Source organism: Pseudomonas fluorescens, from assembly GCF_003732425.1.
Lineage (GTDB): Bacteria > Pseudomonadota > Gammaproteobacteria > Pseudomonadales > Pseudomonadaceae > Aquipseudomonas > Aquipseudomonas fluorescens_BE.
In genome coordinates, this window is record NZ_MOBX01000004.1 from 38,973 (window position 1) to 53,435 (window position 14,463).

Annotated in this window: 13 protein-coding genes; all 13 read right to left on the reverse strand. The window is 61.6% G+C overall.

Features of this window, described 5'->3' with window-relative positions; translation table 11 throughout:
- Positions 1-2: 2 nt before the first annotated feature.
- Genes BK670_RS07240 through mraZ form a run of 13 tightly spaced genes read right to left on the reverse strand, consistent with a single transcriptional unit; the run spans position 3 to position 14,242 of the window.
- Positions 3-869 carry a cell division protein FtsQ/DivIB gene (locus BK670_RS07240; RefSeq protein ID WP_007916989.1) on the reverse strand — a complete coding sequence of 289 codons (867 nt, stop codon included), beginning with the start codon at positions 867-869 and terminating at the stop codon, positions 3-5.
- 4 nt (positions 870-873) lie between these two features.
- Positions 874-1,833: a D-alanine--D-alanine ligase gene (locus BK670_RS07245; protein ID WP_034156471.1), complete on the reverse strand. Its 960-nt coding sequence runs from the start codon at positions 1,831-1,833 to the stop codon at positions 874-876.
- A complete protein-coding gene (gene murC, locus BK670_RS07250) occupies positions 1,830-3,290 on the reverse strand; it encodes a UDP-N-acetylmuramate--L-alanine ligase (protein ID WP_016987574.1) in 1,461 nt (486 codons plus the stop codon). The genes BK670_RS07245 and murC overlap by 4 nt, the downstream gene beginning before the upstream one ends.
- Positions 3,283-4,353 carry an undecaprenyldiphospho-muramoylpentapeptide beta-N-acetylglucosaminyltransferase gene (gene murG / locus BK670_RS07255; RefSeq protein WP_123449229.1) on the reverse strand — a complete coding sequence of 357 codons (1,071 nt, stop codon included), beginning with the start codon at positions 4,351-4,353 and terminating at the stop codon, positions 3,283-3,285. The genes murC and murG overlap by 8 nt, the downstream gene beginning before the upstream one ends.
- The gene (gene ftsW, locus BK670_RS07260; protein WP_123449230.1) at positions 4,343-5,560 is read right to left on the reverse strand and encodes a putative lipid II flippase FtsW; all 1,218 of its coding nucleotides are present in this window, start codon (positions 5,558-5,560) and stop codon (positions 4,343-4,345) included. The genes murG and ftsW overlap by 11 nt, the downstream gene beginning before the upstream one ends.
- Positions 5,557-6,903, reverse strand: a complete 1,347-nt coding sequence (murD, locus tag BK670_RS07265) for a UDP-N-acetylmuramoyl-L-alanine--D-glutamate ligase (protein WP_123449231.1) — start codon at positions 6,901-6,903, stop codon at positions 5,557-5,559. The genes ftsW and murD overlap by 4 nt, the downstream gene beginning before the upstream one ends.
- 5 nt (positions 6,904-6,908) lie before the next feature.
- A complete protein-coding gene (mraY, locus tag BK670_RS07270) occupies positions 6,909-7,991 on the reverse strand; it encodes a phospho-N-acetylmuramoyl-pentapeptide-transferase (RefSeq protein WP_007956769.1) in 1,083 nt (360 codons plus the stop codon).
- Positions 7,991-9,358 carry a UDP-N-acetylmuramoyl-tripeptide--D-alanyl-D-alanine ligase gene (locus tag BK670_RS07275; protein ID WP_123449232.1) on the reverse strand — a complete coding sequence of 456 codons (1,368 nt, stop codon included), beginning with the start codon at positions 9,356-9,358 and terminating at the stop codon, positions 7,991-7,993. Before BK670_RS07275 ends, mraY begins: the two co-directional genes overlap by 1 nt.
- The gene (locus tag BK670_RS07280; protein WP_123449233.1) at positions 9,351-10,814 is read right to left on the reverse strand and encodes a UDP-N-acetylmuramoyl-L-alanyl-D-glutamate--2,6-diaminopimelate ligase; all 1,464 of its coding nucleotides are present in this window, start codon (positions 10,812-10,814) and stop codon (positions 9,351-9,353) included. Before BK670_RS07280 ends, BK670_RS07275 begins: the two co-directional genes overlap by 8 nt.
- On the reverse strand, positions 10,814-12,553 hold the full coding sequence (locus BK670_RS07285) for a peptidoglycan D,D-transpeptidase FtsI family protein (protein WP_185036745.1): 1,740 nt from the start codon (positions 12,551-12,553) through the stop codon (positions 10,814-10,816). Before BK670_RS07285 ends, BK670_RS07280 begins: the two co-directional genes overlap by 1 nt.
- Positions 12,553-12,846, reverse strand: a complete 294-nt coding sequence (gene ftsL, locus BK670_RS07290; RefSeq protein WP_007917008.1) for a cell division protein FtsL — start codon at positions 12,844-12,846, stop codon at positions 12,553-12,555. Before ftsL ends, BK670_RS07285 begins: the two co-directional genes overlap by 1 nt.
- Positions 12,843-13,790: a 16S rRNA (cytosine(1402)-N(4))-methyltransferase RsmH gene (rsmH, locus tag BK670_RS07295; RefSeq protein WP_404942471.1), complete on the reverse strand. Its 948-nt coding sequence runs from the start codon at positions 13,788-13,790 to the stop codon at positions 12,843-12,845. Before rsmH ends, ftsL begins: the two co-directional genes overlap by 4 nt.
- A complete protein-coding gene (mraZ, locus tag BK670_RS07300; RefSeq protein WP_007917012.1) occupies positions 13,787-14,242 on the reverse strand; it encodes a division/cell wall cluster transcriptional repressor MraZ in 456 nt (151 codons plus the stop codon). Before mraZ ends, rsmH begins: the two co-directional genes overlap by 4 nt.
- Between the last annotated feature and the right edge of the window lie 221 nt (positions 14,243-14,463).

The following is a 14,463-nucleotide window of genomic DNA, read 5'->3' on the forward strand; positions in this document are numbered from 1 at the left end:
TCTTAATTCTTCGCGACAGCGGGTTGGGCTGTCGTCGGCGCTACAGGTTCCCGCCAGCCAACAGCGAGGCCGTTGGCGTAGCGCAGATCGATGCGCGCAATGTTCGTAATCTGGTCTTTAAGCGTCTTGTCATAGATGGCGATAAAGCGGCGCATCTTTTCCACCAGGTTGCCGCGTCCCAGCAGCAACTCGATGCCGGGGCCGGAACTGCCGGCACCGGTGGTCAGGAACCAACTCCCGCGTTCACGCAGTTCCAGGCGTGCAATCGAGAAGCCCAACGGCCGCAGCATCTGGCTCAGCACCTGATACTGCTGCATGACTTGCTGCTGGGCCCGTTGAGGGCCGAACAGCTGTGGCAGGTGTTCGTAGTTCGCCAGTTCCTTGGGCGTAAACGCCTGGCCCTGGTTGTTGAGCAACGACTCATCGCCCCAACGCGCTACAGGCAGTTGCTCTTCGAGGCGGATCACCACTTGGTCCGGCCACACCCGACGGACTTCGGCGTGGGCGATCCAGGGCATCTGCTCAAGCTCGGTGCGCATACCGGCCAGGTCGATGGTGAAGAAGCTCGACGCCACGTACGGAGCAATTCGCTGCTGCACCGCTTGCTGGCTGATGTAGCTCAGGTCGCCCTGCACGGCGATCTTGGTGATCGGCCGGTCGGCGTACGGCAGCAAACGCGTCGCGCCTTCGTAAGTGCCAAAGCCCAGCACCACCAACAGCACCGGCCAGAACAGACTTTTCAGAAAGCTGAAATTGGCTTTCGGCAGGCGCGCGGACATCGGCTCTTTCGCCACCATTCGGCTGGCACCCCGCGGCACCGGCTTGCGGCCGGGTGCGGGAGGCTGATGTCTGAGCTGAGCGCCTTGCATCGTCTTAACCTCGAGCGTCTTCAACACTGGCGGCCAGAATGGCCAGAACCAGTTGCTGGAAATCCAGGCCGGCCGCACGGGCCGCCATCGGTACCAGACTGTGATCGGTCATGCCCGGAGCCGTGTTCACTTCCAGGAACCAGAACTGCCCGTCGGCGTCCTGCATCACGTCCGCCCTGCCCCAACCGGCAATACCCAGCGCCTCACAGGCCTTGGCCGTGAGATCCATGAGTTCCTGTTCCTTGGCGGCATCCAGCCCGCACGGAATGCGGTACTGGGTATCGTTGGCGATGTACTTGGCGTCGTAGTCGTAGAACGTGTGCGGTGTACCCAGGGCGATTGGAGGCAACACCTGGTCACGCAGGGTGGCGATGGTGAACTCCGGACCTTGAATCCATTGTTCAACCAAAACTTGCGAATCGTAGGTACTGGCCGCTTTCCATGCGTCGATCAACTCGGACGCAGAACTCACTTTGGCCATCCCGATACTTGAACCTTCATGCGCCGGTTTGACGATCAAAGGGAAGCCCAGTTCCGTCGCCGCCGAAATACAATCGGCTTCGCTGCACAGCACGGCGTGACGCGGCGTCGGAATCCCGAGGCTGTGCCAGACCTGCTTGGTGCGCAGTTTGTCCATCGCCAGCGCCGAGGCCAGAATGCCACTGCCGGTGTACGGAATGCCCGCCACTTCGAGCAGGCCCTGCATGGAGCCGTCTTCACCGCCACGGCCGTGAAGAATGATGAAGGCGCGGTCGATCTTTTCGCTGAGCAGACGTTGCAGAATGTCGTCGCCAACGTCGATGCCGAACGCGTCCACGCCAGCACTTTGCAGCGCGTCGAGCACGGCGTTACCGGATTTCAGCGACACCTCACGCTCGGCACTCAGGCCACCGAAGAGCACGGCGACGCGGCCGAAGTCTTTCGGCGCAATAGTGGAAAACAACTTGGCGTAGGCAGCAGTCATTTCAACTTCCCCTCGACCGACGCCGCCACGGCGCCAGCGAACAATTCACTTTTCAACAGCTTCGGCGCGAGACCGCCGATATCACCGGCGCCCTGGCACAGCAGGATGTCGCCGGCACGCAACAGCGGCTTGACCAGCGGCGCCAGGTCGACGCCACGCTCGATGTAGATCGGGTCGAGCTGACCGCGCTGGCGGATGCTGTTGCACAGTTTGCGGCTGTCGGCGCCCGGGATCGGCTCTTCGCCGGCCGGATAGACTTCCATCAGCAGCAGCACGTTGGCGTCGGCCAGTACATTGACGAAGTCGTCGTACAGGTCGCGGGTGCGGCTGTAACGGTGCGGCTGGTAAACCATCACCAGACGGCGCTCCGGCCAGCCACCGCGTACGGCTTTGATCACCGCGGCGACTTCGGTCGGGTGGTGACCGTAGTCGTCGACCAGCATCACGTTGCCGCCGTCCACCGGCAGTTCGCCGTAGACCTGGAAGCGCCGACCAACGCCCTGGAAACCCGACAGGCCCTGGACGATGGCTTCATCGCTGACGCCTTCGTCGGTGGCGATGCAAATGGTCGCCAGCGAGTTGAGCACGTTGTGGTTGCCGGGCATGTTCACGGACACGTCCAGTGGCTCACGATCCGGGCGCAGCACGGTGAAGAACGTCTGCATGCCTTGCTGGCGAATATTGATCGCGCGGACGTCAGCGTCTTCGCTGAAGCCGTAAGTCACGGTCGGACGTTTCACCAGCGGCAGAATTTCACGCACGACCGGGTCGTCCAGGCACATCACCGCCAAACCGTAGAACGGCAGGTTGTGCAGGAACTCGACGAAGGTTTTCTTCAGTTTGTTGAAGTCACCGTCGTAGGTCGCCATGTGGTCGGCGTCGATGTTGGTGACCACGGCCACCAACGGTTGCAGATGCAGGAAACTCGCATCGCTTTCGTCGGCTTCGGCGATCAGGTAGCGGCTGGTGCCGAGCTGGGCATTGGTGCCCGCGGCATTCAGACGGCCACCGATGACGAACGTCGGATCGAGCCCACCGGCCGCGAACACCGAAGCGATCAGGCTGGTCGTCGTGGTTTTGCCGTGGGTACCGGCGACAGCGATGCCGTGGCGGTAGCGCATCAGCTCAGCGAGCATTTCCGCGCGCGGCACCACCGGGATGCGACGCTCAAGCGCGTTCGCCACTTCCGGGTTCGAGGTATTTACCGCGCTCGACACCACCAGCACGTCGGCGGCAGCGGCGTTCTCGGCACGGTGGCCGATGAAGATGTGCGCGCCGAACGATTCCAGACGCTCGGTCACCGGCGACGCTTTCAGGTCGGAACCGGACACTTCATAGCCCAGGTTCAACAACACTTCGGCGATGCCGCACATGCCCACACCGCCGATGCCGACGAAGTGGATGCGACGGATGCGGCGCATCTCCGGTTGCGGCATGGCTTTCTGATTCTCAACCATGGGCCACCTCCAGACAGGTATCGACCACGCTACGGGTGGCATCGGGTTTCGCCAGACGGCGGGCCGCTTGGGCCATTTCTTCGAGTCGTTGCGGTTGCATCAAGACCTCTGTCAGGCGCGCGGCAAGGTCCGCGGCGCCAGTCGTTCTTTGCGGCATCAGGAAGGCAGCGCCTTCGCGGGCCAAATAATCGGCATTGCGGGTCTGGTGATCGTCGATCGCGTGGGGCAAAGGCACCAGCATCGAGGGCAGACCGGCGGCAGCCAGCTCACTGATGGTCAACGCGCCTGCGCGGCACACCACCAGGTCAGCCCAGCCATAGGCTTGAGCCATGTCTTTGATGAACGGCTGCACCTGCGCTTCCACGCCGGCGGCGCGGTAGCGCTCTGCAGTCACTTCATCGTGGTTTTTGCCAGCCTGATGAAACACTTCCGGGCGCAAATCGGCAGCGACTTGGGCCAGGGCTTCAGGCAGCAATTTGTTCAACGGTTCTGCGCCCAGGCTTCCGCCGAGGATCAGCAAACGCGCTTTGCGACCGGCCAGGGCAGGTCGCGATGTTTCGAGGAACAGCTCGCTGCGCACCGGGTTTCCGGTGGTACGGCGGGTGTCCGACAGGGTAAAGGTGTCGGGGAACGCTTCACACACCCGGGCGGCGAACGGCACCAGCAACCGATTGGCGGTGCCGGCCACAGCGTTCTGCTCGTGAACGATCACCGGCACACCGGCCAGTTTTGCAGCGAGGCCGCCGGGGCCAGTCACATAACCACCGAAGCCGACCACACACACCGGTTTCAAGCGACGAATGATTGCCCGCGCCTGCCACACCGATTTCAACAGCATGAACGGCGCCTTGAGCAGCGACAGCTTGCCCTTGCCGCGCAGGCCGGTGGCGTTGATCCGGTGCAGTTCCAGACCGGCCGCCGGCACCAGTTCGTTTTCGATCCCGCGTGGCGTACCGAGCCAGTGCACCGTGTAGCCGCGTGCCTGAAACTCGCGGGCACAGGCCAGCGCCGGGAATACGTGGCCGCCGGTTCCGCCGGCCATGATCAATACGTTAGCGCCCATGATTCGGCTCCTCGGCGAAGTCGCTCTCATGGAATTCCATCTCTTCACTGCCCAGGTGGGTTCGACTCTCCCACTCGATCCGCAGCAACAAGCCGAGACAGGCACAGCAGATCACCAACGAGCTGCCGCCGTAACTGAGGAACGGCAAGGTCAGACCTTTGGTGGGCAGCAGGCCGACGTTCACCCCGATGTTGATCAGGAACTGACCAATCCACAGGAACGACAGACCGTAGGCCACATAGGCGGCGAAGAACTGTTTGGCTTTTTCCGCCCACAGGCCGATGTACATGCCGCGAATACACACGAACACGAACAGTGCGACGGTGCACAGCGAACCCACGGCGCCCAGCTCTTCGGCCAATACCGAGAACACGAAGTCGGTGTGCGCTTCCGGCAGGTAGAACTGCTTCTGCACGCTGTTGCCCAGGCCCACGCCCAGCCACTCACCGCGACCGAACGCGATCAAGGCTTGCGACAATTGATAGCCGGCGCCGAACTGGTCAGCCCACGGGTCGGCGAAGTTGGTCAGACGCGCCATGCGATACGGCTGCATTTGAATCAGCAAGACCACGGCCCCGACCGCCAGCACCACCATCAGCGAGAAGCGGAACAGTCCGACCCCGCCGAGGAATAGCATGGCCGCCGCAGCGCCCATCATGACCACGGTGGCACCGAAGTCCGGTTCCATCAGCAACAGGCCGGCCATCGGCAGCAGCACGATGAAGGGCTTGAAGAAGCCCATCCAGCTCTCGCGCACTTCTTTCTGACGACGCACCAGATAACCGGCGAGGTAGATCACCACAAACACCTTGGCGATTTCCGACGGCTGCACGTTGAAGAAGCTGAAACCGATCCAGCGCATCGAACCGTTCACTTCGCGACCGATGCCCGGGATGATCACCATCACCAGCAAGCCGAACGCACCAATCAGCATCAACCAGCCGAGACGTTGCCAGGTGGCGATCGGAATCATCATGGTGACGATGCACGCACCCAGACCGAGCACCACATAAATAAGGTGACGGATCATGTAATAAAGCGGGCTGCCCGACTGCGCCGCCGCCACTTCGGTGGACGCCGAAGCGATCATGATCAAACCGAGACCGAGCAGCGCCAGGCAACCGGCAAGCATCGGGAAGTCGAGGTCGATGCCGCGCCCGGTGATGATCGGCGATGGATACGGTTTAATGATGTTGAGCAGGCTCATGCCAGTTCCTCCACGGCGCGGACGAACTGGTGACCACGGTCTTCGTAATTCTTGAACATGTCGAAACTGGCGCAGGCCGGCGACAGTAGCACCACGTCACCCGGTTGGGCGGCGGCGCGGCATTGCGCAACGGCGTCGACCAGCGAGGTCGCGCGAATCAGCGGCACGGCATCGCCGATGGCCGCCCCGATCTTGTCGGAGTCGCGGCCCATCAGGATCACGGCGCGGCAGTTGGCCGCCACCGGATCACGCAGATCGTTGAATTCAGCACCCTTGCCATCACCACCGGCGATCAGAATGACCTTGCCGTCGATGTCCGCGCCCAGGCCTTCGATGGCCGCCAGTGCGGCGCCAACGTTGGTCGCTTTGGAATCGTTGTAGTAAGCGACGCCGTCCAGATCACGCACCCACTGGCAGCGATGCTCGAGACCGGCGAACGTGCGCAGGGCCGACAGCATCGCATCAAACGGCAGGCCGACCGCATGGCCGAGCGCCAGTGCCGCGAGGGCATTGGACTGGTTGTGGGCGCCACGAATCTTCAATTCGCGCACCGGCATCAGGTTCTGGAATTCGAAGGCCAGATACTTCTCGCCCTCCTCTTCGCGGATACCGAACGCCTTGAAATCCGGTTTGGTCAGGCCGAAGGTCCAGCATGGCTGGCCCTCGCCCATCAGCGGACGGGTCAGCGCGTCCTGACGGTTGACCACGAACTGTTTCGCACCACGAAAGATCCGGTGCTTGGCCAGGTGGTAAGCCGGCAGACCGCTGTAGCGATCCATGTGGTCTTCGCTGATGTTCAGCACGGTGGCCACTTCAGCGTTGAGCTGGTCGGTGGTTTCCAGCTGGAAACTCGACAGTTCCATCACGTACAGCTCGACGTCATCACCGAGCAGGTCCAGCGCCGGGGTGCCGAGGTTACCGCCCACTGCAACACGCTTGCCGGCCGCAGCCGCCATCTCGCCGACCAGGGTGGTCACGGTGCTTTTCGCGTTGGAACCGCTGATGGCCACAATCGGCGCCTTCGCGTTACGCGCGAACAGCTCGATGTCGCCGGACAGTTTCACGCCACGGGCGGCGGCGGCTTGCAGGGCCGGGGTCGCCAGCGCCAGGCCGGGGCTCACGTAGAGCTCGTCGGCACGGCACAGGAATTCGACGTCCAGCTCGCCACAACGCACTTCCACGTGCGGATAGTCACGCTTGAGCGTGGCCAGTTCCGGTGGATTTTCCCGCGTGTCCGCCACGGCAAACGACGTGCCCCGGTTCGCCAGGAAGCGAACCAGGGACATGCCGCTCTTGCCGAGGCCGACAACGATGCGGAAGTGGTCAGAAGCGATCAGAGACACTCGTTCTACCTCAGCTTCAGGGTGGCAAGGCCGATCAGCACGAGAATCACGGTGATGATCCAGAAACGGACGATCACGCGCGGCTCGGGCCAGCCCTTGAGTTCAAAATGGTGGTGGATCGGCGCCATGCGGAACACACGGCGACCGGTCAGCTTAAAGGACGCAACCTGAATGACGACTGACAGGGTTTCCATCACGAACACGCCGCCCATGATGAACAGGACGATTTCCTGACGGACGATCACAGCGATGGTGCCCAGTGCCGCGCCGAGTGCCAGCGCACCGACGTCGCCCATGAACACTTGCGCCGGATAGGTGTTGAACCAGAGGAAGCCCAGACCGGCACCGATCAGCGCGCCGCAGAACACGATCAGCTCGCCCGCGCCCGGCACATAAGGAATCAGCAGGTATTCGGCGAATTTCACGTTACCCGACAGGTAGCAGAAAATCCCCAGACCGCCGCCGACCATCACGGTTGGCATGATCGCCAGACCGTCGAGGCCGTCAGTCAGGTTGACCGCGTTGCTCGAACCGACAATCACGAAGTAGGTCAGCACGATGAAACCTGCGCCCAGCGGAATGCTGTAATCCTTGAGCATTGGCAAAATCAGCGTGGTTTCCACCGGGGTGGAAGCCGTCATATAAAGGAAGATCGCCGCGCCGAGGCCGAACACCGATTGCCAGAAATACTTCCAGCGGCTTGGCAAGCCACGGGAGTTCTTCTCGATGACTTTACGGTAATCGTCGACCCAACCGATGGCGCCGAACAGCAGAGTCACCAGCAACACCACCCAGACGTACCGGTTACTCAGGTCAGCCCAGAGCAAAGTGCTGACGCCAATCGAAGACAGAATCAGTGCGCCACCCATGGTCGGTGTTCCCGACTTGGACAAGTGCGATTGCGGGCCGTCGTTACGAACGGACTGACCGATCTGACGGTTCTGCAGGGTGCGGATCATCCACGGGCCATAGCACAGCGACAAAACCAGCGCGGTCAGTACACCGAGAATCCCGCGCAGGGTCAGGTACTGAAAGACCGCGAAGCCTTTGTAGAACTGTTGCAGATACTCCGCTAGCAGCAGCAGCATTAATGTTTCTCCAGACTGGACCCGCACAGAGCCGCAACGATGTTTTCCATCGCTGCACTGCGCGAACCCTTGATCAAAATGGTGGTATTTGTGTCCTGCTCGGCGTCGAGGGCCTGAATCAGTTCGGCTTGGCTGCCGAAGTGATGCGCCTGTTCACCGAAAGCGTTTACGGCGTGAACCATGTTTGGCCCAACGGCATAAAGCGCGGAAACCTTGCCCCGGGCGTACTCGCCCACGTCGCGGTGCCCCTGCTCCGCCCAATCGCCCAACTCGCCGATATCTCCGAGCACCAGGACGGTGCGGCCGGAAAAGCCGGCGAGTATATCAACGGCCGCGCACATCGAGGTGGGGTTTGCGTTGTAAGTGTCATCGATCACGCGCATACCGTTTTTCGCCAGTTGCGCGACGGTGCGACCCTTGACCGGTTGTACCGCGCCAAGCCCGGTAGCGATGCCGAACAGCGATACGCCCAACGCATGTGCAGCCGCCGCGGCGGCCATGGCATTGGCAACGTTGTGGGTGCCGAGCAGGTTCAGTTGAACCCGTTCGACACCTTCAGGTGTGTGCAGATTGAAGGCCGGGCAACCACGGGCATCGGTGCTCAAGTCGCTGGCGTAGAAATCCGCCTGAGTGTTGCTCAGGGCGAAGGTCAGCACTTTGCGAGCACCCGCGCGGGTCTTCCAGATACCGAAGGCCTTGTCATCGAGATTGAGCACGGCAACGCCATCCACCGCCAGCCCGTCGATGATTTCACCCTTGGCTTCGACGATTTTTTCCGGCCCGCCGAACTCACCGACGTGCGCGGTGCCGGCGTTGTTCAGGATTGCCACGTGCGGCTTGGTCAGGCCAACGGTGTAAGCAATTTCGCCGAGGCGCGAGGCACCCAGTTCGATCACCGCCGAAGTGTGCTCCGGGGCCAGTTCGAGCAGGGTCAGCGGCGCACCGAGGTCGTTGTTCAGGTTTCCGCGGGTGGCGAGTACCGGACCGCGCGTGCGCAGAATGCTCGCGAGCATTTCCTTGACCGTGGTCTTGCCGCTGGAACCGGTGATCGCTGCGACTGGCTGAGTGAACGCGGCACGGTTCAGAGCGCCCAACTGACCGAGGGCCTGACGGGTGTCTTTGACCAGCAGTTGCGGCAAGGTGCTGTCGGCGACTTCACGCTCGACCAGCGCAGCCACCGCGCCTTTGGCGGCGACGTCGTTCAAGTAGTCATGACCGTCGAAACGCGGGCCGGTCAGGGCAATAAACAATTGGCCGGGCTGGATCGCGCGACTGTCGATGCTGACGCCGTCGAAACTGGCATCACCAGAGATCAAGCGTGCATCGAGCGCGTTGGTCAGTTCGCTGAGCTTCAGGGCCTTAAGCATGGGCCACCTCCCAAGCGGTCAGGGCGTGATCGGCCTCGACCAGATCAGAGAAGGCATGACGCTCGCCGTTGATTTCCTGATAGTCCTCGTGACCTTTACCGGCCAGGACAATCACGTCATCCGCCGAAGCGCCGGCAATCAGTTGTGCAATCGCCTGACCACGGCCGGCGACGAAGGTGACTTTATCCACAGCCGTGAAACCGGCGCGGATGTCGTCGAAAATCACTGCCGGGTCTTCGGTGCGCGGGTTGTCGTCGGTGACCAGCACCTGATCGGCCAGACGCTCGACCACTTCAGCCATCAACGGACGCTTGCCGCGATCACGGTCACCGCCGCAGCCGAACAGGCACAGCAATTGACCTTTGACGTGCGGGCGCAATGCGCTCAGCACTTTTTCCAGGGCATCCGGGGTGTGCGCGTAATCGACCACCACCAACGGCTGCGTGCCGCCCCCCAGACGCTGCATGCGACCGGCCGGGCCTTCGAGTTTCGGCAGCACTTTGAGAATTTCGTCGAGCGCGTAATCCAGACCGAGCAAGGCGCCCACTGCCGCCAATACGTTGCTCAGGTTGAAACGGCCAAGCAGCGTGCTGCGCAGATGATGTTCGCCCTGCGGCGTGACCAGCGTGGCGCGCACGCCGTGGTCGTCGAACTGCGCTTCGCGGCAGAACAGGTAAGCGCTGCTGTCGAGCAGGCTGTAGGTGATCAGGCGCGATTCACGTTTCTCAGCGGCCAGTTGCCGACCGAAATCGTCGTCGAGATTGACCACGCGGCACTTCAGGTCATTCCAGGCGAACAGCTTGGCCTTGGCCTCGGCGTACGCTTCCATGGTGCCGTGATAATCCAGGTGATCGCGAGACAGGTTGGTCATCACCGCGACGTCGAACGCCAGCGCCGTGACCCGGCCCTGATCCAGGCCGTGAGACGAGACTTCCATGGCCACGGCTTTGGCGCCGGCCTTTTTCAGGTCGCCCAACGTCGCTTGCACGGCGATCGGGTTTGGCGTGGTGTGCAGACCGCTTTGCAGTGCGCCATAGAAGCCCGAACCCAGGGTCCCGACGATGCCGCAATGCTGGCCGAGCAGATCCAGCGCCTGCGCAACCAATTGGGTCACGCTGGTCTTGCCGTTGGTGCCGGTCACGCCAATCAGGTTCAAGTGATGGCTTGGCTCACCGTAAAAACGCCCGGCGATGTCCGACAGCTGCGCTGCCAGGCCTTTGACCGGAATCAGCGGTACGTCAGTGATCGGCAGCACGGTCGCGCCTTCCACTTCATACGCCACCGCTGCCGCGCCACGTTGCAGAGCATCGGCAATGTGCGCACGGCCATCGAATTTGCCGCCCGGCACGGCGAGGAACAAATCGCCCGCGCGAACGTTGCGGCTGTCCAGCGCCAATTCACGGATCAACAGATCGTGGCCGGCGTGGGGGAATATCTTGTTCAGACTTAATGACATCAGCCGCGCCCTCCATTGGCTTTCAGCGGAATGACCGGGGTGGCGTTGGCTTGTTGCGTCGCCGGCAGGTTGTCCGGCGTCACGTTCATCAGGCGCAGGGTGCCGGACATCACGCGGCTGAACACCGGCGCGGAAACCAGACCACCGAAATAACCGGCCTTGGACGGCTCATCGATCACCACAACAATCGCGTAACGCGGATCGCTCATCGGGCCGAAACCGGCGAACAGCGAGCGATAAGAGTTTTCCGCATAGCCTTTGGTACCCACCGAGGTCTTACGCGCAGTACCCGATTTGCCCGCCACGTGATACGCCGGCACCTGTGCACGGAACACCCCGCGCGGCGCTTCGATCACTTGCTGCAGCATGCCTTGCATGGTTTTCGCGACGGCTTCCGGCAGCACTTGCGTGGTCTGCGGCATCTTGTCGGTTTTGATCAGGGTCAGCGGCGCCAGACGACCGTTGTTGGCCAGCGCCGAGAACGCGTGCACCAGCTGGATTGCGGTCACGGAAATACCGTAGCCGTAGGACAGCGTTGCGGTTTCAGCCTTGCGCCACTCGCGGTAGTTCGGCAGGTTGCCGACACGCTCGCCCGGGAAACCGAGGCCGGTGTCCTGGCCGAGGCCGACTTTCTGCGCGAGGCGGAAAATCGTTTCGCCGCCGATATCGAAGGCGACCTTACTCATGCCGACGTTACTGGAATTGATCAGAATGCCGGTCAGGTCGAGCACCGGACCTTCGGTCTTGGAAACGTCCTTGATCGTGTACTTGCCGATCTGCAGGGAACCCGGATACACCTCGACGGTGTCGCTCGGCTTCCAGCGGCCGGTTTCGATCGCAGCACTCATCGAAATGGCTTTCATGGTCGAACCCGGCTCGAACACGTCGATCATTGCGCGGTTACGCATCATCGCCGGTTGCAGGTTGCGGCGGTTATTCGGGTTGTAGGTCGGCTGGTTGACCATGGCGAGAATTTCACCGGTCTTGACGTCCATGATCACCAGGCTGCCAGCCTTGGCGCCGTTCTCGATGATCGCGTTACGCAGCTCGCGGTTGGCCAGATATTGCAGACGCAGGTCAATGGACAACGCCAAGGGCTTGCCGGCCTTGGCGTTTTTGGTGACCTGGACATCCTTGATCAGCCGTCCGCGCCGATCCTTGATGACCTGTCGTTTGCCCGGTACTCCGGCGAGCCACTCGTCATAAGCCAGCTCGACACCTTCACGACCGTGGTCATCGATGTCGGTAAAACCGACCATGTGCGCGGTGACTTCACCGGCCGGGTAGAACCGGCGGAATTCTTCAATGCCGTACACGCCCGGGACTTTCAGGTCGAGCACAGCCTGGCCTTGCTCGGGGGTCAACCCGCGCACCAGATAAATGAATTCTTTGTTGGCCTGGGCTTCGAGGCGTTCGGTCAGGGCTTTCGGATCCTGACCCAGAGCGGCGGCGAGTGCCGGCCACTTCTCTTTGGCCGTCTGCATTTCCTTGGCGTTGGCCCACAGCGTGGTCACCGGGGTACTCACGGCCAAAGGCTCGCCGTTACGGTCGGTGATAAGACCACGGTGAGCCGGAATCGGGATGTGACGCAGGCTACGCGCGTCGCCCTGACCTTTGAGGAAGTCACGGTCAACCACTTGCAGGTCGATGATGCGCCAGCAGATCGCCGCGACCATCACGCCGAGCAGCGCTACCATCAGACGGAAGCGCCATGGGAACAGTGCGCCTTCGAGTTTCATCATGGCGCCACCATCTTCACGTCAGCCGCGCCTGGAATGTGCATTTTCAGTTGTTCGGTGGCCAGCACTTCGATGCGGCTGTGCGCGGTCCAGGTGCTTTGTTCAAGAATCAGGCGCCCCCACTCGGCCTGCGCCTTGTCGCGCACGCTGAGTTCGTTATAAAGGGTGTTGAGCAACTGCCGGTTCCAGTGCGCGCTGTACGACACGGCAATGGCCGACACGAGCACGCCGATAAACAGCAGCAGCATCAGAAAGCTGCCGCCGGGCAGTGGCTTGGCGAAAAGCTTGCTCACCGCAACTTCTCCGCGACGCGCATGACGGCACTACGGGAACGTGGGTTGGCTTTGAGTTCGGCGTCGGAGGCCGTCTGCGCTTTGCCATGGACTTTGATTTTCGGTTCGAACGCCACGTGGCGCACCGGCAGGTTGCGCGGCAGGTTGTCGGCTTCGCCTTTCACCAGCTTGCGCATGAACAGTTTGACGATGCGGTCTTCCAGCGAGTGGAAGCTGATCACCACCAGACGGCCGCCAATTTCCAGTGCGTCCAGCGCGGCTTCAAGGCCGGCTTCCAGATCACCCAGTTCGTTGTTGACGTGAATGCGCAAACCCTGGAATGCACGGGTGGCCGGGTTTTTGCCCTTTTCCCATGCCGGGTTGGCGACTTTCAACACTTCGGCGAGATCGGCGGTGCGCTCGAACGGCTTGATATCGCGACGCTCGACGACCGCGCGGGCCATACGACCGGAGAAACGTTCTTCGCCGTATTCCTTGAACACCCGGGCGATTTCCTCAGCCGGCGCGGTGTTGACGAATTCGGCAGCGCTGATGCCACGGGACGGGTCCATGCGCATGTCGAGCGGGCCGTCGTTGAGGAAACTGAAACCGCGCTCAGCGTCGTCGAGCTGCGGCGAAGAGACGCCGAGGTCGAGCAGGATGCCGCTGACCTTGCCGGCCAGACCTTGCTCGGCAACCACCGAACCGAGCTCGGCAAAGCTGCGCTGCACAACGACAAAGCGGCCGTCTTCGGCCGCTAGCGTTTGCCCGGTGGCAATCGCTTGTGGATCTTTGTCGAACCCGATGAGCCGCCCGTCCGTGCCGAGCTGGCTGAGGATCAACCGACTGTGTCCGCCGCGCCCGAACGTGCCGTCCAGATAGCAGCCATCAGGACGTACGGCGAGAGCCTCGACGGCTTCGTCAAGCAGTACGGTGATGTGGTTAAAGCCGCTATCAATAGTCACAGGATCAAATCACGCAGTTCATCAGGCATCGCGCCCGGTTGTTGAATAGCAGCAAGGTCAGCGGCAGATACCGCGTTCCATGCATCCTCGTCCCACAATTGGAACTTGTTCAGTTGGCCTACCAGCATCGCGCGCTTATCCAATTTGGCGTACTCGCGCAGACGCGGTGGAACCAGAAAACGACCACTGCCATCGAGTTCAAGGTCGACGGCATTACCAATCAGCAAACGTTGCAAGCGACGGTTCTCTTCGCGAAGCGAAGGAAGCGCGCGCAACTTGGTTTCAATAATTTCCCACTCGTCGAGCGGATAGACACACAGACACGGATCAACGGCATCAATGGTCACGATCAATTGGCCGGAACTACGCGAATCGAGCTCGTCACGGTACCGGCTCGGCATGGCGAGACGGCCCTTTGCATCGAGACTGATAGCGTTAGCTCCGCGAAACACGGTTGCGTTTCTCCAATTTTTATCGTTTTGAGCTCAAAAAACCCACTTCATGCCACTTTCCGCCACTTGCGCACACTATAGGAATGCGCCCACCACACCGTCAAGGCGCGGATTAAAGGAAAACCCTTACAGAACGGAGATTTAGGAGCATAAAAGGAGGTGTAACGACAATCTGGCGCAGACTTTCGACCCATAACTTGATGCAGCACTGATAGCTGCGC

Coding starts and splice junctions, on each gene's coding strand:
- BK670_RS07280 (WP_123449233.1), bottom strand. CDS start 10,814: ATGTCATTAAGTCTGAACAAGATATTCCCCCACGCCGGCCACGATCTG.
- BK670_RS07275 (WP_123449232.1), bottom strand. CDS start 9,358: ATGCTTAAGGCCCTGAAGCTCAGCGAACTGACCAACGCGCTCGATGCA.
- ftsW (WP_123449230.1), bottom strand. CDS start 5,560: ATGAGCCTGCTCAACATCATTAAACCGTATCCATCGCCGATCATCACC.
- mraY (WP_007956769.1), bottom strand. CDS start 7,991: ATGCTGCTGCTGCTAGCGGAGTATCTGCAACAGTTCTACAAAGGCTTC.
- BK670_RS07285 (WP_185036745.1), bottom strand. CDS start 12,553: ATGAAACTCGAAGGCGCACTGTTCCCATGGCGCTTCCGTCTGATGGTA.
- BK670_RS07245 (WP_034156471.1), bottom strand. CDS start 1,833: ATGACTGCTGCCTACGCCAAGTTGTTTTCCACTATTGCGCCGAAAGAC.
- murC (WP_016987574.1), bottom strand. CDS start 3,290: ATGGTTGAGAATCAGAAAGCCATGCCGCAACCGGAGATGCGCCGCATC.
- murG (WP_123449229.1), bottom strand. CDS start 4,353: ATGGGCGCTAACGTATTGATCATGGCCGGCGGAACCGGCGGCCACGTA.
- BK670_RS07240 (WP_007916989.1), bottom strand. CDS start 869: ATGCAAGGCGCTCAGCTCAGACATCAGCCTCCCGCACCCGGCCGCAAG.